The following is a 19,994-nucleotide window of genomic DNA, read 5'->3' on the forward strand; positions in this document are numbered from 1 at the left end:
CCCGATAATGGGCCATGTCGATCAAGCACCTCTCCGAAACGCTCATCAACCAGATCGCGGCCGGCGAGGTGATCGAGCGCCCGGCGAGCGCCGTCAAGGAACTCGTGGAAAACGCGCTCGACGCCGGCGCGACCCGCATCGAGATCGCCACCGCCGGCGGCGGCAAGGCGCTGATCCGGGTGACCGACAACGGCTCGGGCATGGACGCCGCCGATCTCGAGCTTTCCGTGCGCCGCCACTGCACCTCGAAGATCGACCGCTCGCTCGACGACATCCGCACGCTCGGCTTCCGCGGCGAGGCGCTGCCGTCGATCGGCTCGGTCGCGCGGCTCGCGATCACCTCGCGCCCGGCGGGCGCCGGCGAAGGCGCGCAGGTGACGGTGACCGGCGGCCGGCCGGGTGGCCTGCGCCCCGCCCCCGCCAATCCGGGCACGGTGGTCGAGGTGCGCGATCTGTTCTTCGCCACGCCCGCCCGGCTGAAATTCATGAAGAGCGAGCGGGCGGAGGCGGCGGCGATCACCGAGGTCGTGCGGCGCATGGCGATTGCCTTTCCCGCCGTCCGCTTCGTGCTGAGCGGCGCGGACCGGACGACGACGGAGTTTGCCGCGACCGGCGAGGACAGGCTCGCCCGCATGGCGCAGGTGCTCGGCCGCGACTTCCGCGACAATGCGATCGAGATCGACGCGGAGCGCGAGGGCGTCCTGCTCACCGGCTTTGCCGGCCTGCCGACCTTCCATCGCGGCAATTCGCTGCACCAGTATGCCTTCGTCAACGGCCGCCCGGTGCAGGACCGGCAGATCCTGTCGGCGATCCGCGCCGCCTATGCCGAGACCATGCCGCAGGGACGCCATCCCGTCGCCGTGCTGTCGCTGACGCTCGATCCCCATCTCGTCGACGTCAACGTCCATCCGGCGAAATCCGACGTCCGCTTCCGCGATCCGGGCCTGGTGCGTGGCCTGTTCGTCGGCGCGATCCGTGAGGCGCTGGCGCGCGACGGCAGCCGCGCGGCGACGACGGGCACGGGCGGGCTGATGCGCGCCTTCCGGCCGGAAACCGCGCGCACCGCGCCCTGGACGGCGGCGGCCTCGCCGTCGCGGCCGCTCGGCCTGGGCGCGGAGGCGTTTTCGCCACGGCCCGCCTCTGCCGGCCCGGGCTTCGGCGAAACACCCCAGGCCGGATTTTCCGGCATCCCGCCCTCCGCCCGGGCGGCGCCGGCATCGGCGGAGACGCAGAACGACCCGGCGATTGCCCATCCGCTCGGCGCCGCCCGGGCGCAGATCCACGAAAACTACATCGTCGCCCAGACCGACGACGGGCTGGTCATCGTCGACCAGCATGCCGCCCATGAGCGTCTCGTCTTCGAAGCGATGCGTGCGGCGTTGAATTCCCGGCCGCTTCCCGCCCAGGGCCTGCTGATCCCCGAGGTCGTCGACCTGCCGGAAGAGGACTGCGACCGGCTCGCCGCCCATGCGGCGGCGTTTTCCCGCCTCGGCCTCGGCATCGAGCGCTTCGGCCCCGGCGCGATCGCGGTGCGCGAGACGCCGGCGATGCTTGGCGAAGTCGATGCCGCCGGCCTGGTGCGCCAGCTCGCCGACGAACTCGCGGCGTGGGACACGGCCGACGGGCTGACGGGCAGGCTCGACCACATCGCGGCGACGATGGCCTGCCACGGCTCGGTGCGCGCCGGCCGGCGGCTGAAGCCGGAGGAAATGAACGCCCTCCTGCGGCAGATGGAGGCGACGCCCGGCTCCGGCCAGTGCAACCATGGACGGCCGACCTATATCGAATTGAAGCTTTCCGACATCGAGCGTCTGTTCGGGCGAAGCTGAGAAGGGCGGCGAGGCTGGCCTTTTGCGCGCCGCCGCGCTAGAGCTTGGCACGCGATCCCGCATGCTCCAAACGGCGAGGATCGGGGCTATGGCAGGATGACGGTCGCGCCTTTCCGGATCTGCGGCATGGTCAGGATACGGTCAGGCCGCGACGGGCCACGCAGCGTCGTCCCGCACGGGTTCGCAGCCGCACGGGAGGGACGCCCGTCGGGCCGGAGCGCGCCTGCCTCGGGGTCAAGACGGAACAGCGGCATATTGCGGGGGACAAGGCTTCCACCGGAAGTGCTCCAAGAGACGGAAAGACGGAACGACGATGATGAACCGGCACGAAGGCAGCGGCATGCGCGAGGCGAAAATCCGTTATCTCGACGGCGACTACCAGATCGTCCTGCCCGGATCGCATGTCGTCTGCGCGGTGACGGGACGGCAGATCCCGATCGACGAGCTGCGCTACTGGAGCGTCGCCCGGCAGGAGCCCTATGCCGACGCGGCCGCGTCGCTGGAGGCCGAACGCGCCGCCGCCGCCCTGCCCGACCAGCGCGGCTGACCGTTCCGCCTCATCCACCCGCGCCCTCCGGCGCAAGGAGACGCAGGCGCGCCGCCGCGCGCGCGGCGCGGACGATGCGGGCCGGCGCAGCCGGATCGTCGAAGGCAAGGCCGACCTCCAGGACATCCGCACCGGCGAGAAGCCGCCGCCCCGCCATGCCGGCGGGATCGATCCGGACCCGGTCCTTCGATGTCGTCACCGGCACCGCGGCGAGCCGCTCCGCCTCCGACAGGAGAGCGGCCATCTCGGCTTCGGAAAACGGGTGGTGATCGGGGAAGGAGCGCGTGGCGACGAGGTCGGCGCCCGTTCCGCGAAGGGTACGGTAGAATTTTTCCGGATCGGCGATGCCGGAGAAGGCGAGGACGCGCCGGCCGGCGAAGCGGCGCGCATCGGCGGCTTCCAGGCGCGCCAGATGCACGGGCTTTCCCGCCCGCGCCGCCATGCGCACCAGCCCCTCGGCCGCATGGCCCTCGCCGATCTTCAGGATCGCGTCCACATGGCGGAACTGCCGGGCGAGCGGCGCGCGCAGCGGGCCGGCCGGAAGGGTCTGCCCGTTGCCGACACCGCGCGAGGCATCGACGACGACCAGCGCATGGTCGATCCGGATCCGCGCGCTCTGGAAGCCGTCGTCCATGAGGATGAAGTCCGCGCCATGGTCGATCAGAAGCCGCGCCCCGTCGATGCGGTTGCGGCTGACGGCGGTCATCGCGACGGCGGACAGCAGCAGCGGCTCGTCGCCGACATCACGCGCCTGATGCCGCAGCGGATCGACGAGTGTCGCCGCCCGGACGGCGCCGCCATAGCCGCGGCTGAGGAAGCCGGGGGTCAGTCCCTCCGCCAGGGCCGCCCGGCCGAGGGCGATCGCCGTCGGCGTCTTGCCGGCGCCGCCGACCGTGACATTGCCGATGCAGACCACGGGGACACCGACCGGCACGCGCGGGGCCCGGTCCATCCGCCCCGCCGCAACGGCGCCGTAGACCCATGCGACCGGCGAGAGCAGCCGCGCCCGCCAGTCAGCCTCGCGCCACCAGAAGGGCGGCGTCTCGGGAATCATGCCGCATACGCCGACACGGCTGCCATTCAGCGGTAGCCGATGAGCGCCGGCAGGCCGGTGATGTCGTCGAGGCAGTGGTCTGCGGCGGCCGACAGGCTCTCGCGCGAGCCGGTGCCGGTCAGGACCGCGACCGTCAGGCCGGCGCGCGCGGCCCGGCCCATATGCATGTCGTGATTGTTGTCGCCGACGACCGCGACCATATCCGGCTCGAGGCCGGTCGCGCGGCAGAAGCCGAGCACCATGCCCGGTTCGGGCTTCACGCCGAAGCCGCTGTCATAGCCGCAGACGAAATCGAGATGCTCGACGAAGCCGAAACGCGTCGCCAGCCGGAGGATCGAGGCCTCATTGTCGCTGGAGGCGACGCCGAGCTTCAGCCCAAGCCCTTTCAGGCCGGCGAAGAAGGCGGCGAGATCGGTGACCGGCACGGAGAAATCGGCCGACCGCGTGAAGAGCGCGTCGAATTCCGCCGTCAGATGGTCGAGCGGCACCCTCGATCCGGCGGCGACCATGCCGGCGGCGATCTCGGCCGCCGTGCCGGCGGCAAACAGGCTGTCGGCCGCGACATGGCCGCTGTCCGGGTCCATGCCGCAGGCGATGAGCAGATGGCGCTCGAGCGCCTGATCGCCTTGCGCCGCCATCTCCGCCAGCGCCCGGTTCACCGGCAGCCAGCTCGCATCGTAGTGGATCAGCGTGCCGTCCTTGTCGAACAGCAGCCCCCGGATCGTCGTTTCGGTCGTGCCCGTCGTCATGTCAGCCCCCGCCCTTCGGATGCAGCCGCGCCTTGACCGTCAGAGGATTGATATAGGGCTCGAGCCCGCGCACGGTCGCCGACAGGGCGCCGCGCATCTCGTGGATCGTTTCCAGCCCCGCTTCGATCATCTGCTTGCGCATGTCGTCGTTGACGAGAAGATAGTGCACGCCCTTGGCCAGCATCTCGACGTCGCGGACGATCTTGGCGCTGCCGTTCTTGGCGAGGATCTGGAAGGCGTCGCGGAAATTCTGCACGTTGCTGCCCGAAAGGATGGCACAGCCGACCATCGCCGGCTCGAGCGGGTTCTGCCCGCCCTCGCCGGTCAGAGACTTGCCGACGAAGGCGATCTCCGTCAGCCGCAGGTAGAGCCCCATCTCGCCGATCGTGTCGCCGAGGAAGATGTCCGTGTCGGCTGTCAGCGGGTCGTTGCGCGTGCGACGCGCGACCACCAGGCCCTTGGCATGGAGCGCCGCCTCGATCTCGTCGGCGCGCTCGGGATGGCGCGGCACGACGAGGGTGAGCAGTCCGGGAACCCGCTCCTTCAGCGCCTTGTGCACGACGCCGGCCGCGTTTTCCTCGCCATCGAAGGTCGAGATCGCCGCCCAGGTCTTGCGCGCGCCGATCTGCTGGCGGTAGCGCCGCAGCGCCTCGCCGTCAGGCGCCGGCATGTCGGTGTCGACCTTCAGGTTGCCCGAAACCATCACCGGCAGCGCGCCAAGCGTGCGGAACCGCTCCGCGTCCTCCTCCGAGCGGGCGATGACAAGGGCGAGGTTCTCGAAGAGCGCGTCGGCGATGACGGGGCGCTTCTTCCAGCGCGCGAAGGTGCGGTCCGACAGGCGGCCGTTGACGAGGACCTGCGGGATGTGGCGCCGGCCGAGCTCCATGATCGTCATCGGCCAGATCTCCGACTCGGCGATGATGGCGAGGTCGGGCTCCCAGTAGTCGAGGAAGCGGCTGATCGCCGGCTTGAGGTCGATCGGAACGTATTGGTGGATGACGGAGGCGCCGAGGCGCTCTTCGGCGACCTTGGCCGAGGTGCGCGTGCCGGTGGTCAGGAGCACGGAAATGTCGCGGCGCCGGATCTCGCGGATCAGCGGGATGACGGCCGAGGTCTCGCCGACGCTCGCGGCATGGATCCAGACGAGCGGGCCCGGCGGACGCGGCAGGCTCGCATGCCCGTAGCGCTCGCGCCGGCGCGCCGGATCCTCCTTGCCGCGCGCGGTGCGCACGCCGAGATAGGACCAGATGACCGGATAGAGCGCCGTGCCGAGCCAGCGATAGCCGCCAAGCGCGAGACGCGCGCGCAGCCGGCTCATGACGCGGCTCCCGCGAGGGCATTTTGCTGACGATCCACGCCGGAAACGGCCACCATCCGGGCGATCACGCCGTCGCCGGATCGAGGAGACGATGCATGTGGACGATGAAATAGCGCATATGGGCGTTGTCGACGGTCTGCTGCGCCTTGGCCTTCCAGGCGACGAGCGCGCTCTGGTAGTCCGGGAAGATACCGACGATGTCGAGCCCTTCGAGATCGCGGAACTGGACGTCCGTCACACTGGTGAGTTCGCCGCCGAAAACGAGATGAAGCAACTGTTTCTTGCCGGTCTGTTCAGACATGGGAGCCTCGCTGTGCCTCGCGTTGACGCGATTGGTGTTCGGATATTCCGTCTCAAAGGTCAATGGCCTTCGAGGGCCTGGGCGGCGGCGACGAGGCCGTCGAGCACCGGCGCCGTCGCGGCGCACAGAACGCTATGCGCGACGGTCGGGCGATTGTATGTCAGCGCGCTGCCGTCGAGGTTCTTCAGCCCGCCGCCGGCGCGCGCGAGGATCAGGTCGGCCGCCGCGAGGTCCCAGTCGTGCGACGAGGACATGACGAGCGTCGCGTCGATCGTGCCGTCGGCGATCATCGCCAGCCGATAGGCGAGCGAGGGCACATGGCCGACGCGCTCGACGCCGGCGCGGAAGCCGCGATCCAGCCCGCCGATCATCCGCTCGGACGCGGCCACGCGCAGGGGCGAACGCGTCGGTCCCTGCGCCAGCGCCATCGTCGCGCCGTTCTTGACCGCGGGCCCGTCGATCCGGGCGAGGAAGGTTTCCTTGAGCGCCGGAGCGACCAGCACGCCCGCGACCGGGCGGCCGCGATGCACCACGGCGACGCTGACGCACCAGACGTCGCGGCCGGCGATGAAGGCGCGGGTGCCATCGATCGGATCGACGACGAAGACGGTCTCGCAGGAGAGCCGCGCCGGATCGTCGTCGGTCTCCTCCGACAGCCAGCCATAGTTCGGCCGGGCCTTCAGGAGCATGTCCTTCAGCACGTCGTTCGCCGCATAGTCGGCGGCACTCACCGGCGAATGGCCGCCATTCTTCCAGCGCACGTCCGGATCCTTGCGGAAGAAGGCGAGCGCCCGTTCGCCGGCCGCCCGGGCGGCGTCCGCGATGAGATCGAGGTCGTCGCGCCAGGACGGCGGGCGGATCGGGGACTCACTTGCCGGCAAGCGTCATGCCTCCGATGGCGATCGTCGGCGCGGCGACGCTGTAGCTGCGGTCGATGTCGTCGGCGAGCGTAAGGTCGAGGAACATCCGCGACAGATTGGAGGCGATCGTCACCTCGGAGACGGGATAGGTGATCTCGCCGTTCTCGATCCAGAAGCCGGAGGCGCCGCGGCTGTATTCGCCGGTGATCAGGTTGGCGCCGTGGCCGATCAGTTCGGTGACGTAGAAGCCCGTGCCGACGCTGCGGATCAGGTCCTCGGGGCCGATGTCGCCGGGCTCGAGCGCGAGATTGGTCGACGAGGGCGTGACCGAGGTGCCGGAGCGCACGCCGCGGCCGTTCGTCTGCAGTCCGAGTTCCCGCGCGGCCGAGGAGGACAGGAACCACTCCTTCAGCACACCGTCCTCGATCATGACGAGCCGCTCGCCGCGAACGCCTTCGCCGTCGAAGGGGCGCGAGGCCGATCCCCTGCGGATCTGCGGGTCGTCGGTGACGCTCACGCCGGGCGCGAGGATGCGCTCGCCCATCCTGTCCTTCAGGAAGCTGGTCTTTCGGGCGATCGACGCGCCGTTGATCGCGCCGGCGATATGGCCGACGAAGCCGCGCGCGATGCGCGGATCGAAGACGACGGTCACGTCGCTCGCCGTTGCCACCTGGCGCGGATTGAGGCGCCGCGCCGCGCGCTCGCCGGCGCTCCGGCCGATCCCGGCGGCCGCCCTCAGATCGGCGGCGAAGATCGCGCCGTCATAGTCGTAGTCGCGCTCCATGCCGGTGCCCTCGCCGGCGATCGCGCTGACCGAGCAGCCGAAGCGCGTGCCCATATAGGCGCCCGAGAAGCCGTGCGAGGTGACGAGGACGAGGCCGCCCATGCCGGCCGATGCGCCGGCGCCGCTGGAATTGGTGACGCCCGCGACATCGAGCGCCGCCGCTTCCGCCTCGAGCGCCATGGCGGTCAGCTCCGCCGTCGTGACCTCCGTCGGATCGAAGAGGTCGAGATCGGCGAACGTCGTCGCCAGCCGGTCCCGGTCGGCGAGGCCGGCATAGGGATCCTCGGGCGAGGCCTTGGCCATGGCGACGGCGCGCTCGGCGAGCGCCTTCAGGTCGAAGCCCGGCGTCGCCGAGACGCTCGCGACGCGGCGGCCGACGAAGACGCGCAGCGAGACGTCGTCGCTCTCGGAGGATTCCGTGTTCTCGACCTTGCCGAGGCGCACGGAGACGGAGCGCGACCGGCCGCGGGTCACGGCGGCGTCCGCCGCCTCCGCCCCCGCCTTCAGCGCCAGATCGACCAGTTCGGCCGCACGTTTCTGCAGGAGTTCGGAATCGATACCGTCGGACATGATTTCGCCTTTCATTCCCGCCCCATTTATTGTGCAGTGGCGAGAGCATCAAGGGCAAGGCCCGATTCTTCTGCCGCCGGCGCCGTCCCTTTGCCGGCGGACACGGTCATCGCCCCGCTCCGCCTCGACCGAAAGACCGACCGCATGACCACCACCGCCAGCGCCCTCTATTCCCAGCCTCTCCTGCTCCTCGGCGGCGCGGTCGTGGCGGCGCCGGTGTTCAAGAAGCTCGGCCTCGGCACCATTCTCGGCTATCTCGCCGCCGGCGTGCTGATCGGTCCGATCCTGATGCAGATCACCGAAGGCGAGGAGATCCTGCAGGTTGCCGAGCTCGGCGTCGTCTTCCTTCTCTTCATCATCGGGCTCGAACTGAAGCCTTCGCGTCTCTGGCAGATGCGGCGCGACATTTTCGGGCTCGGCACGGCCCAGGTTCTTTCGACCGGGCTGGCGCTCGCGCTGATCGCCTACGAGACCGGGCTTTCCGGCTGGCGCGGCGCGATCGTCGGCGGCTTCGGCCTGGCGCTGTCCTCCACCGCCTTCGCCATGCAGATCCTCGACGAACGCAACGACACCAACACGCGCTACGGCCAGCGCTCCTTCTCGGTTTTGCTGCTGCAGGACATGGCGATCGTGCCGCTTCTCGCCATCATCCCGCTTCTGGCGCAGCGCCCGCCCGAGGTCGAGGCCAGCCCGATCGTCGATTTCGCCGTGGCGCTCGGGGCGATCGCCGCGCTCGTCGTCGCCGGGCGCTACCTGCTCAACCCGCTGCTGCGGGTGATCGCGCGGACCGGCGCGCGCGAGGCGATGATCGCCGCCGCCCTCTTCGTCGTCATCGGCGCGGCGACGCTGATGCAGCTCGCCGGCCTCTCCATGGCGATGGGCGCCTTCCTTGCCGGCGTGATGCTCGCCGAATCCTCCTACCGCCACGAGCTCGAAGCCGACATCGAGCCGTTTCGCGGCATCCTCCAAGCCCTGTTCTTCATGGCGGTCGGGCTGTCGCTCGATGTCGACGTCATCCTGCTCTACGCCTGGATCATCGCCCTGCTCGTGCCGCTGCTGATGCTGGTGAAGGCCCTCATCCTCTACGTGCTCTGCCGGGCGGCGCGCTCGCCGCACAACGATGCGGTGCGCATCGCGCTGCTCCTGCCGCAGGGCGGCGAGTTCGGCTTCGTGCTCTTCACCGCGGCCGCGGCGGCCGGCATCTTCTCCCCCGCCCATGCCTCGCTGCTGATCGTCATCGTCACCTTGAGCATGGCGCTGACGCCGGCCGCCGCCGCCCTCGCCCAGCTCTTCCTCAAGGAGCAGGACGAGATCGAGGAGGCGATGGACGAGGATTACGAGGGCGCCGGCGCCGATGTGCTGATGATCGGCTTTTCCCGCTTCGGCCAGATCGCGGCGCAGATCCTGCTCGCAAGCGGGCGCAACGTCACCGTCATCGACCATTCGGCCGCGCGCGTGCGCCAGGCGGCGACCTTCGGTTTCCGCATCTATTTCGGCGACGGCACGCGGCTCGACGTGCTGCGCGCGGCGGGGATAGAGAAGGCGAAGATCGTCTGCGTCTGCACCCAGAAGAAGCACGTCACCAATGCGATCGTCGATCTGGTCCAGGCCGAATTCCCCAATGCCCGCCTGTTCGTGCGCGCCTATGACCGCATCCACACGCTCGAACTGCGCGAGAAGGGCGTCGACTACGAGCTGCGCGAGACGCTCGAATCCGGCCTCGTCTTCGGCCGCAGGATCATCGGGGAGCTCGGGCTCGGCGACGACGAGGCGATGGCCGTGACCGACGACATCCGCCGGCGCGACGAGGCACGCCTGCAATTGCAGCAGAGCGGCGGGCTGGCGGCGGGACGGCACTATCTCCATTCCGAGCCGGTGCGGCCCGAGCCGCTGGTCAAGCCGCGCCGCGAGGCGCGGGCGGAGGCTCCGGAGGGGCCGCCGCGGCAGGAGGCCGGGGGGACGATGACGGCCTGACGTTTCCCCGTCGCGGCTCAGCCGGCGACGGCGGCCCGCGCCGAGACTGCGGCATCGAGGGCGCGTTTCAATTCGTCCTTGCACGGCGCCGTCGCCGCCAGGATCTCCTGGGCGCGCAGGAAATCGAGCACCCGGAAGCGGCTGACGCCGGGCCGCAGCAGGATGTCCGGCGGGCGAAGCTTCAGCTTCGCGGCGATGATCGCCTGCATCATCAGCTGGCTCGCGCCGAACAAGGCATCGATGCGGGCCGGCATCGCGTCGCCCTCGCCTTGCGGTCCGCCGACGACGTCGACGCCGATGACGATGTCGGCAAGGCCCTCCAGATGATCGAAGGGCACCGGATTGAACAGGCCGCCGTCGATCAGGATGCGCCCGTCCCTGCGCACCGGCCGAAAGATCGCCGGCAGTGCGGCCGAGGCGGCGAGCGCGGGTCGCAGACTGCCGGCATCGAGCGCGCGCTCGCACTGGCCGTAATAGTCGGTGACGATCACCTTCAACGGCAGGGAAAGGCCGGAGAAGTCGTCGGGGATCGCGGCGGGCAGGAAATGGGCGAGGATCCGCTCGATGTCGAACTGGCCGAGCGTCGCGGCGAAGACCTCCGACAGCGATGCGGGACGCAGCTTCCACAGCCGGTTCATCACCGCCCGGCGCGCGCCGACCGCCTCCAGCGTGTGGGCACGGATCTCGGCACCGGACATCCCCGCCGCCATCGCCGCCCCCATGATCGCGCCGATCGAGGCGCCGGCGATCGCCGCCGGGCGGATGCCGAGCTCGTCGAGCGCCTCGATGACGTGGATATGGGCGAGGCCGCGCGCGCCGCCGCCGCCGAGCGCCAGCGCGACGCGCGTCATGCGCCGACCCGGTAGCGGAAGAAGTGGATGCGGGTGTCGCCGAACGGACGCTCGTCGAGGCGCTCGAAGGACGGCCCGGGAACGGGACTGGCCTCGGCGCTTTCCTCAAGCAGGACCAGCGCGCCGTCGACGAGCCAGTTCCCCCGCGCGGCCGCATCGAGCGCACGCTCGCCGAGGCCGCGCCCATAGGGCGGGTCGGCGAAGAGCAGATGGAACGGCTCCATCGTTCCCGCAGGCCCGAGGTCGGTAGCGTCGCGGCGAAAGATCTTCGCCCGCCCCTGCAGGCCGAGCGCCTCGATGTTGACGCGCAGGAGCCCGCGCCCCTCGACGCCCTGCTCGACGAAAAGCGCCTGCCGACAGCCGCGCGACAGCGCCTCGAGCCCGACCGCGCCGGTGCCGGCGAAGAGATCGAGGACGCGGGTGCCGTCGAGCGCCTCCGGATAGGCATGGCTCAGGATGTTGAACAGGCTCTCGCGCGTGCGGTCCGTCGTTGGACGGATGTCGTTCGACGCGGGCGCCGCCAGCGTCCGCCCCCGGAATTCACCGCCGACGATGCGCATGCCGGATCAGTTTCCCCGCCCGCGCGGCTTGCCGCCCGGGGACGGCCGTCCGCCCGGCTTTCCGGAAGAGGATTTGCCGGAGAAGGACTTTCCGGAGAAGGACTTGCCGCCCGGCTTGCCCGAGAAGGACTTGCCGGCGCCCGGCCTTCCTCCTGCCGCAGTCTTCGCGCCAAAACCCTTGCCGCGCGGCGTGTCGCCGAAGGTCTTCTCCGAGCCGCCTTTCGTCTCGCCGAAACCGCGCCCGCGGGGCTTGTCGGCGAAGGCGCGGCCTTCGCCGCGTTCCCCGAAGCCGCCCTTGCGGCCGCCGCGCTCGTCGCGGGCCTGCGGTTCGCTGGCGCGGATCCATTCGCCCTCGTCATCGGTGGTGCGCGTCACGGCGACGCGCGGCGCCTCGCTGCCTGTGGCAGCGCGCGCGGTCGTCTTGCGGTCCGGATCGAAACGCTTCGTCGACCGGATCGCCTTGCCCTCGGCATTGCGGCCGTAGCGCTTGGTCTTCGGCGCGCCTTCGGGCCGCTCGCGCCGAATCGGGGCTTCCGCGGCCGCGTCGGACGCATCCTTCTTTTCCGCCTGTGGACGGGCGCCGGGCGCCATCCAGACATTCGCCTTGCGGGCGCGCTGGGCCGGATCGCGCTTCGGCCGGTCGGCGCCCTCGTCGCGGAATCCGCCGCGCGACGGTCGGTCGTCGCGGCGCGTGTCGAGGCGCGAGAGCGCCCGCTCGCGCCGGTCGGCGGGCTTTTCGCGGAAGGCGGGACGCTTCTCGCCGCCGCCGGCCGCCTTTGCCGTCCTCTCCGTCTTCGCGGGCGTCTCCTCCGCCTCGCCCTGATGGAGCGGCGCGTCGAAATTGGCCTTGGCATCGGCGATCAGCCGGGGCCCGAGCTGGTCTCGCAACGTCCGGCCGCGGATCTCCTGCACGTCGCCCTCGGCGATCTCGCCCAACTGGAACGGGCCGTAGGAGATGCGGATCAGCCGGTTCACGTCGAGGCCGAGCGCACCGAGCACGTTCTTGATCTCGCGGTTCTTACCCTCGCGCAGGCCCATGGTGATCCAGACATTCGAGCCCTGCACCTTGTCGAGCGTCGCCTCGATCGCGCCGTAGAGCACGCCGTCGACGGCGATGCCGTCCTTCAGCCGGTCGAGCGCCGCCTGGTCGACCGATCCGTGGGCGCGCACGCGGTAGCGGCGCAGCCAGCCCGTCGCCGGCAGTTCCAGCACCCGGGCGAGGCCGCCGTCATTCGTGAGCAGCAGCAGGCCCTCGGTGTTGATGTCGAGCCGGCCGACGGAGAGCACGCGCGGCAGATCCTCCGGCAGGCTGTCGAAGACGGTCGGCCGGCCTTCCGGGTCGGAATTGGTGGTCACGAGGCCGGCGGGCTTGTGGTAGAGCCAGAGCCGGGTGCGTTCGATGCCGCGGATCGGCGCGCCGTCGACCTCGATGCGGTCGGCGAGCGTCGCATTGACGACGGGCGTGTCGAGCACCGTGCCGTTGAGGCTGACGCGGCCTTCCATGATCATCCGCTCGACATCGCGGCGCGAGGCGACGCCGGCGCGCGCGAGGATCTTGGAGATGCGCTGCGGCGGCTCGGCGGCCGCCTGGACCGGCGCAGCCGCGCGATCGCGCTTCGCCGCCGGGCGCGGACGGCTGCCCGCCTCTTGCCTTGCCTGGGGACGCGGGCTGCCGCCCGCCTCCTTGCGCGGCGGCCGCGAGGTGGCGACGGCCGCGGCCGTCTTGCCGAAACGCGCCTTTCCGTCGGCCGCGCGCGGCCTCCCCTCGCCGGATGCGGATTTGGCCTCCGCCGAGCGCGCCGGGCCCGAACGGGCGGGGCGGCCTTCGGACGCGGCCTTGGCGGCGGTGCGATAGGGCTTTCTCCCCTCGCCCGGCCGGCCGGTGCCGCGGCCCTTGCCGCCGTCTTGTCCTGCCGGCTTGCCTTTGCCGGACTTATCCTTGAATGTCATGATGTCGCCTGCCTTTTGCGGCTCTCGTACCAGCAGATGCCCGAGGGGTTAAGTCTCATATCACGGTTTTTCTATCATGGCTGCACCGCAAGGCTTCATGGACCGCGCCCTTGAGGAGGCGAGGCGCGCGGGCATGCGCGGCGAAGTGCCGGTCGGCGCGGTGGTCGTTCTTGACGGCGCGGTGATCGCGGCGGCCGGCAACGCCACGCGCGCGGCGAACGATCCGACGGCCCATGCGGAGATCGAGGCGATCCGCGCCGCCGCCGCCCTCATCGGCAGCGACCGGCTGCCGAACGCCGATCTCTATGTGACGCTGGAACCCTGCACGCTCTGCGCCGCCGCCATCTCCTTTGCCCGCATCCGCCGCCTCTATTACGGCGCGGAGGACGAGAAGGGCGGCGCGGTCGACAACGGCGTGCGCTTCTTTCAGGCCTCGACCTGCCATCACGCGCCCGAGGTCTATTCCGGCTTCGCCGCGATAGACGCGGCGACACTGCTCAAGGATTTCTTCTCACAACGGCGGTGAGATCAGAAGGGCCAGTACCACTTAGAGCCGCTGTTGGCGACCTCGGCTTCCTTCTTGCGGCGGCGCTCCTTGATCTGCTCGTCCTCGCCCAGATCGCTCTTCGCCTCCTCGGGAAGGCGGCGATAGTCGAGCGGCGGGTCGCTCAGATAGCGGCGCCTGTCGGAATAGGCGCCCATCTCGATGGCGCGCGCCTGGCGATAGGCCTGCTGCTGCTCCTTGGCCGAGAGGGTGCGGCCGTTGGCGCTGGCCTTCGCCAGCGGCGAGACGTAGCCCGGACGCCCGGCATTCTCGTCGGCTTCCTCGCGCAGGCGCTGGCGCGTTTCCTCGGGCGATTCCACCCAGTTCGGATTGCTCTCGCGGTCGGCAAGCGACTTCTGCGGCTCGACCAGCGCCAGTTCCTGCTGCGGCGGCAGCACAAGGCCGGGGCGGGGCTGGTACTTGACGTTCTTCTTGCCGGCCGGCTGCAGCGCCACGACGCTGCCGAGGTCGTCCATCAGGTGCTCGCCCGCCGTCTTGTCCGTGCCGTAGGTCGGGCCCCCGACGCAGCCCGAAAGCGAAAGCGACGCGGCGAGGACGCCGATCAGGCTTACCGATAGTCTGAGCATCCGCTCCATACTCCATCAAGCTCCGACGACAGGCACAGGAGACCGCCATCCGTTCACGGGCAGGCGACAACCACGGGATCGCCCCAATCGGGCCATGCCCGCAAAATCCGCCGAATTTCAGGCGCCTTGTACCGGATGAACGGCAAAAACGCAATTCATCCGGTCAACAAAGGGTTAATCCGCGTAACCGAGCTCGCGCAGCGCAGCCGCGTCGCGGGCGGACACGTCCGGGAAGGCGGGATCGGAGCCGACATCGGCGGTGATGCGCCAGGAGCGCGCGCATTTCGTCCCCTCGGCCTTTGACGGCACGACGGAGATCGCGGGCAGTTCCGGCAGGCGGAACGCCTCCGCCGGGCCTTCCGTCCTTTCGATCGTGATGCCCGAAGTGATGCAGATTTCGGAGAAATCCTGCCCGGTCAGCGCCTGGTAGAGCGCCTCGTCGGTGACGTAGACGACAGGGGCCGCCTCCAGCGAAGCGCCGATGCGCTTCTCGCGCCGCTCGACCTCCAGCGCGCCGGTGACCGCCGAGCGCACCGCGCGGATCTTGGCCCATGTCGCCGCCAGCGCCTCGTCCTTCCACCCGGCCGGCACATCGGGGAACTGTTCCAGATGGATCGAGACGGCGGACGGATCGCGCGACAGCCACGCCTCCTCGGTGGTGAAGGGCAGCATCGGCGCAAGCCACGTGACGAGGCAGTCGAAGATCTTGCGGATGACCGCAAGGCTCGCCCGGCGGCGCAGGCTCGACGGCGCGTCGCAATAAAGCGCATCCTTGCGCACGTCGAAATAGAAGGCGGAGAGCTCGACATTGGAGAAGTCGATCAGCGCGCGGGCGATCTTCTTGAACTCGAAGGCGTCGTAGCCGTCGCGCACGACCCGGTCGAGTTCCACCAGCCGGTGCAGCATCAGCCGCTCCAGTTCCGGCATGTCGGCAACCGCGATCTCCTCGCCGGTGTCGTGCTTCAGCGTGCCGAGCATCCAGCGGATCGTGTTCCTCAGCTTGCGATAGGCGTCGACATTGGTCTGGATGATCGCCTTGCCGAGGCGCTGGTCCTCCCAGTAGTCGGTGGTCATCACCCAGAGGCGGAGGATGTCGGCGCCGGCATCCTTCATCACGTCCTGGGGAGCGACGACATTGCCCTTCGACTTCGACATCTTCTCGCCCTTCTCGTCCATGGTGAAGCCATGGGTGACGACGGTGTCGTAGGGCGCGCGGCCGCGCGTCGCCGCACTTTCGAGCAGCGAGGAATGGAACCAGCCGCGATGCTGGTCGGAGCCTTCGAGATAGACGTCGGCCGGCCATTTCAGATCGGGCCGATCCTCCAGCGTGAAGCTGTGGGTCGAGCCCGAGTCGAACCAGACGTCGAGGATGTCCATGACCTGCGTCCACGTCGCATGGTCATGCGCATCACCGAGGAAGCGCTCCTTCGCGCCCGCAGCGAACCAGGCATCGGCACCCTCGGCATCGAAGGCCTCAAGGATGCGGGCATTGACCGCCTCGTCCTTCAACACCTCGCCGGCCTCGTCGACGAAGACGCAGATCGGCACGCCCCAGGCCCTCTGCCGGGAGAGCACCCAGTCCGGGCGTTGCTCGATCATGGCGCGCAGCCGGTTCTGGCCGGCGGCGGGCACGAAACGCGTGTCGTCGATCGCCTTCAGAGCCCGTTCGCGCAGCGTCGTGCCGTCGGCGAGCGTCTTGTCCATGTAGACGAACCATTGCGGCGTGTTGCGGAAGATGATCGGCTTCTTCGAGCGCCAGGAATGCGGATACTGGTGTTTCAGCCGGCCGCGGGCGAACAGCGCGTTGCGTTCGATCAGCGCCTTGATGACGCGATCGTTGGCATCGCCCTTCTTGCCGTTGTCGTCCATGACGCGCGCACCCTCGAAGCCGGGGGCATCGGCAGTATAGGCGCCGGCATCGTCGACCGGGAACGGGATTTTTGTGTCGATGCCACGCGCTTCCAATGCGCGGGCATTGTCCATCCACGCCTCGAAGTCCTCGCGGCCGTGGGAGGGTGCCGTGTGGACGAAACCGGTACCGGCATCGTCGGTGACGTGGTCACCGGCGAGGAGGGGGACGGCAAAATCATATCCCATATCGGCGAGCGGATGAGATAGCTTCAAACGCCCCATAACCGATGCAGGTACATCGGCAAGACGATTGAATCGCGTGACCTTAGCGGAAGCGAAGAAGGATGGCGCCAGAGCGTCGGCCAGAACGATAGTCTCTTCATACCCCAGCCAGTTGCCTTCTGGCGCATCCTCGACCTGATAGACTCCGTAGGAAACCTTGGGCGAGTAAGCAACAGCACGGTTGCCCGGGATCGTCCATGGCGTGGTCGTCCAGATCACCACTTTGGCGCCGGTGAGCCACGTGTTCAAAAGTCCAGCAGCGTCACGCTCAGCACGTGCATCCTCCTCCGTGAAGGAAGATGCCGGCTTGTTCCAACCATCAACAGGCGAAGATGGGAAATAGGTCTGGATCGGAAAACCAACGAAGATCGTGTCGCTCTCGTAGTCGTGATACTCGACCTCCGCTTCCGCCAGCGCGGTGCGCTCGACCACCGACCACATGATCGGCTTGGAGCCGCGATAGAGCTGGCCGCTCATGGCGATCTTCAGGAGTTCGCCGGCGATGCGGCTTTCCGCGTGAAAATTCATCGTCAGGTACGGATTGTCGAAATCGCCGACGATGCCGAGGCGCTTGAACTCGTCGCCCTGCACCTTGATCCATTTTTCCGCATAGGCCCGGCATTCGCGGCGGAACTCGATCATCGCGTCCGGTGACTTAAGGTCCGGCTTCGCCTTGCCCTTGGCGCGATAGTTCTCCTCCTCGATCTTCCATTCGATCGGCAGGCCATGGCAGTCCCAGCCGGGCACGTAGTTCGAGTCGTAGCCGCGCATCTGGAAGGAGCGGGTGATGACGTCCTTGAGGATCTTGTTCAGCGCGTGGCCGATATGGATGTTGCCGTTGGCATAGGGCGGGCCGTCATGCAGCACGAATTTTTCGCGACCGGCGGCCGAGGCGCGCAGCTTTTTGTAGAGGTCCATCCGCTGCCAGCGGGCGACCGTTTCCGGCTCCTTCTGCGGCAGGCCCGCGCGCATCGGGAAATCGGTCTCGGGCAGGAACAGGGTCTTCGAATAGTCGATCGTGTCGGCGGTCTCGGTCATCGGATCTTCATCGTCTTTCGGCGCGGCTCAGCGCAGGCCAGGGAATAAAAAGGGGGCTGCCGCAAGGGCAAGGCGTCCGCAAACGCCGACATCCCGGACCTCCCGGCCGTTTCAGGCAGCGCGGAAGGCCGGGCCCGTAATTCGCGCAGCGATCGTCGGGCGGGACAGCGTCATGATGGGCGGTTGTTTATGCCAGATGGGGCGGAAAGAAAAGGGGTACGCCGCGCCGGCCGCGCCTCAGAAGCACAGCGTCGCGTCGAGGTCGGTCAGCGGCGCCACGCCGGACAGAAGCGCGCGCGCCTCCTCCTCGTCCTTCCGGATCTGGGCGACCAGCGGCTCCAGCCCGTCGAATTTCAGTTCGTCGCGCAGGAAGCCGAAGAAGGAGACCGAACAGACCTCGCCGTAGAGATTGCCGGAAAAGCCGAAGACGAAGGTTTCGAGCAGGGGCTCGCCATTGCTGTCGACGGTCGGCCGGCGGCCGTAGCTCGCCACCCCGTCGTAAAGCGTGCCGTCCGCCCGGCGGAAGCGCACCGCATAGATGCCGTTCCTCAACGTGACTTCGCCGGGAAGACGCATGTTCGCCGTCGGATAGCCGAGGGTGCGGCCGAGCTGCTGCCCGGAGATCACCTCGGCGGCAACCGTGAAGCGGTAGCCGAGCAGGCCCGCCGCCTCGACGATCCCGCCCTCGGCGAGCGCGTGGCGGATGCGGCTCGAGGACACGACCGAGGCGCTCTCGTCGCGGAAAGCATCGACCAGGGTCACGCCGAAGCCTTCCTCCGCTCCGGCCGCCATCAGGAAGGCCGGACCGCCCTCGCGCCCCTTGCCGAAATGGAAGTCGAAGCCGGTGACGACATGGGCCGCATGCAGCCAGTCGATCAGCACCGTGCGGATGAAATCGGACGCCGACATCTGCGAGAAGGTGCGGTCGAAGGGATATTCGATGACGGCGCTGAAGCCCATGCCCTCGAGAATCAGCGCTTTCACCGGCGCCGGCGTCAGGCGGAAGACCGGCTCGTCGGGACGGAACACGCTGCGCGGATGCGGCTCGAAGGTCAAAACCAGCGCCGGACGCCCGCGCTCGGCGGCGACGGCCAGCGCCCGGTCGAGCACGGTGCGGTGGCCGCGATGCACGCCGTCGAAATTGCCGATGGCGATCACTCCGCCGCGCAGATGGTCGGGGAGCGGCTCGCGTGTCTCGTTGCGGTGGAAGACTGTCATGGGCGTCGCAATCATGAATGGCTGTCAGGCGAGATGGGGCATCCACCAGGCGGGCGTCGCCCCTTCGGCCTTGAGGAAGGCGGCAAGCTTCGCCTCGTCGGTCCGCTCGCCCGTCATATAGGCCCTGCTGTGGATGCCGCCGCTGATATAGAGAAGATCGAGGCCGAAATCCTGCGCGCCCCTGACGTCGGTCGGCATGCCGTCGCCGACCGCGAGCACCCGGGCCTGCTGGAAGCCCGGCTTCAGGGCCTTGGCGACGGAGAGCGCGGCGCGGTAGATCGCTGGATAGGGCTTGCCGGCGATCAGCGTCTCGCCGCCGAGCTCCTCGTAGAGCTTCGCGACCGCGCCGGCGCACGGGATGAGCTTGTCGCCGCGCTCGACGACGAGATCCGGATTGGCGCAGATGAACGGCACCTTGCGCTTGGCGAGCCCCATCAGCGTGTAGCGATAGTCCTCCGGCGTCTCCGTCGTGTCGTCGAAAAGCCCGGCGCAGACGATGGTCTTTGCATCGTCGGAAGCCGAAAGCTCGACGTCAAGACCCTCGATCAGCGGCAGGTCGCGCTCCGCGCCGATGAAATAGACCTTCCGGGCGGCATCGGCGATCAGCGCGCGGGTGACGTCGCCGGAGGTGACGATGCGGTCATAGGCGGCGTCCGGAACGCCGAGGCCGCGCATCTGCACGGCGACATTGGCGGCGGGGCGCGGCGCGTTGGTCAGCATCACCACCGCCGCGCCGTTCTGACGCGCCTCGACCAGCGCCTCGCAGGCTGCGCCGAACGCCTTCACGCCGTTGTGCATGACGCCCCAGACGTCGCACAGGATGACGTCGTAGCGGCCGGCAATGTCGCGAAGGCTTGAGATCCGAGCGCCCATGAAGGTTTCCGCGTGAGTAAGGACACCGGCTGACATCGCAAGGAAGCGGCGAGAATACAAGCCATTTCTCCGGAAAATCATGGTGTTTTCAGGGGTGGCAAGCTCATCCGCCGGAGCGGATCGCCGGCGACAGCCGGCAGGTCGACGCCGTCATCGCGCCATCCGATCGCGCGCAGGTTCCCTCTCGTTGAAAAAATTTTGTGCCGTCGTCGTCATTGGCGGGCGCGCGATCCTTGACTCTCGTCCGGGCAGTC

General features: G+C 69.0%; 17 protein-coding genes. 4 read left to right on the forward strand and 13 right to left on the reverse strand.

Annotated features, from left to right (window positions below):
- Positions 1–14 precede the first annotated feature (14 nt).
- On the forward strand, positions 15–1,829 hold the full coding sequence (gene mutL / locus ACEVQ6_RS00415; protein ID WP_374886911.1) for a DNA mismatch repair endonuclease MutL: 1,815 nt from the start codon (positions 15–17) through the stop codon (positions 1,827–1,829).
- Positions 1,830–2,142: 313 nt separating this feature from the next.
- Complete coding sequence (locus ACEVQ6_RS00420) at positions 2,143–2,376, forward strand: DUF2093 domain-containing protein (RefSeq protein WP_374886912.1); 234 nt, start codon at positions 2,143–2,145, stop codon at positions 2,374–2,376.
- 10 nt (positions 2,377–2,386) lie between these two features.
- Here the strand turns inward: ACEVQ6_RS00420 and lpxK are convergent, their stop codons facing one another.
- From lpxK to ACEVQ6_RS00450, 6 genes are all read right to left on the reverse strand, one after another.
- Positions 2,387–3,430, reverse strand: coding sequence for a tetraacyldisaccharide 4'-kinase (gene lpxK, locus ACEVQ6_RS00425; RefSeq protein ID WP_374886913.1), 1,044 nt, complete (start codon positions 3,428–3,430; stop codon positions 2,387–2,389).
- Positions 3,431–3,456: 26 nt separating this feature from the next.
- Positions 3,457–4,179 (reverse strand): HAD family hydrolase, encoded by a 723-nt coding sequence (locus ACEVQ6_RS00430; protein WP_374886914.1) that lies wholly within the window; start codon positions 4,177–4,179, stop codon positions 3,457–3,459.
- A gap of 1 nt (position 4,180) precedes the next feature.
- Positions 4,181–5,497 carry a lipid IV(A) 3-deoxy-D-manno-octulosonic acid transferase gene (gene waaA / locus ACEVQ6_RS00435; protein ID WP_374886915.1) on the reverse strand — a complete coding sequence of 439 codons (1,317 nt, stop codon included), beginning with the start codon at positions 5,495–5,497 and terminating at the stop codon, positions 4,181–4,183.
- A 64-nt stretch (positions 5,498–5,561) separates the two neighbouring features.
- Positions 5,562–5,798 carry a DUF4170 domain-containing protein gene (locus ACEVQ6_RS00440; RefSeq protein WP_374886916.1) on the reverse strand — a complete coding sequence of 79 codons (237 nt, stop codon included), beginning with the start codon at positions 5,796–5,798 and terminating at the stop codon, positions 5,562–5,564.
- 59 nt (positions 5,799–5,857) lie between these two features.
- Entirely contained in the window at positions 5,858–6,679 is an 822-nt protein-coding gene (locus tag ACEVQ6_RS00445; protein WP_374886917.1) for a 3'(2'),5'-bisphosphate nucleotidase CysQ, read from the reverse strand.
- Positions 6,666–8,012, reverse strand: coding sequence for a TldD/PmbA family protein (locus ACEVQ6_RS00450; RefSeq protein ID WP_374886918.1), 1,347 nt, complete (start codon positions 8,010–8,012; stop codon positions 6,666–6,668). The genes ACEVQ6_RS00445 and ACEVQ6_RS00450 overlap by 14 nt, the downstream gene beginning before the upstream one ends.
- A 144-nt stretch (positions 8,013–8,156) precedes the next feature.
- Here ACEVQ6_RS00450 and ACEVQ6_RS00455 point away from each other — a divergent pair, with 144 nt between their 5' ends.
- On the forward strand, positions 8,157–9,986 hold the full coding sequence (locus ACEVQ6_RS00455; RefSeq protein WP_374886919.1) for a monovalent cation:proton antiporter-2 (CPA2) family protein: 1,830 nt from the start codon (positions 8,157–8,159) through the stop codon (positions 9,984–9,986).
- A gap of 17 nt (positions 9,987–10,003) precedes the next feature.
- On the opposite strand, the gene ACEVQ6_RS00460 is transcribed toward ACEVQ6_RS00455, so the two are convergent.
- Genes ACEVQ6_RS00460 through ACEVQ6_RS00470 form a run of 3 tightly spaced genes read right to left on the reverse strand, consistent with a single transcriptional unit; the run spans position 10,004 to position 13,347 of the window.
- Positions 10,004–10,837, reverse strand: a complete 834-nt coding sequence (locus tag ACEVQ6_RS00460) for a patatin-like phospholipase family protein (RefSeq protein ID WP_374886920.1) — start codon at positions 10,835–10,837, stop codon at positions 10,004–10,006.
- Complete coding sequence (gene rsmD, locus ACEVQ6_RS00465) at positions 10,834–11,397, reverse strand: 16S rRNA (guanine(966)-N(2))-methyltransferase RsmD (RefSeq protein WP_374886921.1); 564 nt, start codon at positions 11,395–11,397, stop codon at positions 10,834–10,836. Before rsmD ends, ACEVQ6_RS00460 begins: the two co-directional genes overlap by 4 nt.
- Before the next feature lie 6 nt (positions 11,398–11,403).
- Positions 11,404–13,347 (reverse strand): pseudouridine synthase, encoded by a 1,944-nt coding sequence (locus ACEVQ6_RS00470; RefSeq protein ID WP_374886922.1) that lies wholly within the window; start codon positions 13,345–13,347, stop codon positions 11,404–11,406.
- Between the two features lie 76 nt (positions 13,348–13,423).
- Here ACEVQ6_RS00470 and ACEVQ6_RS00475 point away from each other — a divergent pair, with 76 nt between their 5' ends.
- Positions 13,424–13,873, forward strand: coding sequence for a nucleoside deaminase (locus ACEVQ6_RS00475; protein WP_374886923.1), 450 nt, complete (start codon positions 13,424–13,426; stop codon positions 13,871–13,873).
- Between the two features lie 2 nt (positions 13,874–13,875).
- Here ACEVQ6_RS00475 and ACEVQ6_RS00480 read toward each other — a convergent pair whose 3' ends face one another.
- From ACEVQ6_RS00480 to ACEVQ6_RS00495, 4 genes are all read right to left on the reverse strand, one after another.
- Positions 13,876–14,487: a hypothetical protein gene (locus ACEVQ6_RS00480; RefSeq protein ID WP_374886924.1), complete on the reverse strand. Its 612-nt coding sequence runs from the start codon at positions 14,485–14,487 to the stop codon at positions 13,876–13,878.
- A gap of 165 nt (positions 14,488–14,652) precedes the next feature.
- Positions 14,653–17,649, reverse strand: a complete 2,997-nt coding sequence (gene ileS / locus ACEVQ6_RS00485) for an isoleucine--tRNA ligase (protein ID WP_374886925.1) — start codon at positions 17,647–17,649, stop codon at positions 14,653–14,655.
- Positions 17,650–17,886: 237 nt separating this feature from the next.
- Positions 17,887–18,867 carry a bifunctional riboflavin kinase/FAD synthetase gene (locus ACEVQ6_RS00490; RefSeq protein WP_374886926.1) on the reverse strand — a complete coding sequence of 327 codons (981 nt, stop codon included), beginning with the start codon at positions 18,865–18,867 and terminating at the stop codon, positions 17,887–17,889.
- A gap of 24 nt (positions 18,868–18,891) precedes the next feature.
- Positions 18,892–19,740 carry a TIGR01459 family HAD-type hydrolase gene (locus tag ACEVQ6_RS00495; RefSeq protein ID WP_374886927.1) on the reverse strand — a complete coding sequence of 283 codons (849 nt, stop codon included), beginning with the start codon at positions 19,738–19,740 and terminating at the stop codon, positions 18,892–18,894.
- Between the last annotated feature and the right edge of the window lie 254 nt (positions 19,741–19,994).

It is taken from the genome of Ensifer soli, from assembly GCF_041928815.1.
Taxonomy (GTDB): Bacteria; Pseudomonadota; Alphaproteobacteria; order Rhizobiales; family Rhizobiaceae; genus JBHFEI01.

Coding starts and splice junctions, on each gene's coding strand:
- mutL (WP_374886911.1), top strand. CDS start 15: ATGTCGATCAAGCACCTCTCCGAAACGCTCATCAACCAGATCGCGGCC.
- ACEVQ6_RS00420 (WP_374886912.1), top strand. CDS start 2,143: ATGATGAACCGGCACGAAGGCAGCGGCATGCGCGAGGCGAAAATCCGT.
- lpxK (WP_374886913.1), bottom strand. CDS start 3,430: ATGATTCCCGAGACGCCGCCCTTCTGGTGGCGCGAGGCTGACTGGCGG.
- ACEVQ6_RS00430 (WP_374886914.1), bottom strand. CDS start 4,179: ATGACGACGGGCACGACCGAAACGACGATCCGGGGGCTGCTGTTCGAC.
- waaA (WP_374886915.1), bottom strand. CDS start 5,497: ATGAGCCGGCTGCGCGCGCGTCTCGCGCTTGGCGGCTATCGCTGGCTC.
- ACEVQ6_RS00440 (WP_374886916.1), bottom strand. CDS start 5,798: ATGTCTGAACAGACCGGCAAGAAACAGTTGCTTCATCTCGTTTTCGGC.
- ACEVQ6_RS00450 (WP_374886918.1), bottom strand. CDS start 8,012: ATGTCCGACGGTATCGATTCCGAACTCCTGCAGAAACGTGCGGCCGAA.
- ACEVQ6_RS00455 (WP_374886919.1), top strand. CDS start 8,157: ATGACCACCACCGCCAGCGCCCTCTATTCCCAGCCTCTCCTGCTCCTC.
- ACEVQ6_RS00460 (WP_374886920.1), bottom strand. CDS start 10,837: ATGACGCGCGTCGCGCTGGCGCTCGGCGGCGGCGGCGCGCGCGGCCTC.
- rsmD (WP_374886921.1), bottom strand. CDS start 11,397: ATGCGCATCGTCGGCGGTGAATTCCGGGGGCGGACGCTGGCGGCGCCC.
- ACEVQ6_RS00470 (WP_374886922.1), bottom strand. CDS start 13,347: ATGACATTCAAGGATAAGTCCGGCAAAGGCAAGCCGGCAGGACAAGAC.
- ACEVQ6_RS00475 (WP_374886923.1), top strand. CDS start 13,424: ATGGCTGCACCGCAAGGCTTCATGGACCGCGCCCTTGAGGAGGCGAGG.
- ACEVQ6_RS00480 (WP_374886924.1), bottom strand. CDS start 14,487: ATGGAGCGGATGCTCAGACTATCGGTAAGCCTGATCGGCGTCCTCGCC.
- ileS (WP_374886925.1), bottom strand. CDS start 17,649: ATGACCGAGACCGCCGACACGATCGACTATTCGAAGACCCTGTTCCTG.
- ACEVQ6_RS00490 (WP_374886926.1), bottom strand. CDS start 18,867: ATGACAGTCTTCCACCGCAACGAGACACGCGAGCCGCTCCCCGACCAT.
- ACEVQ6_RS00495 (WP_374886927.1), bottom strand. CDS start 19,740: ATGGGCGCTCGGATCTCAAGCCTTCGCGACATTGCCGGCCGCTACGAC.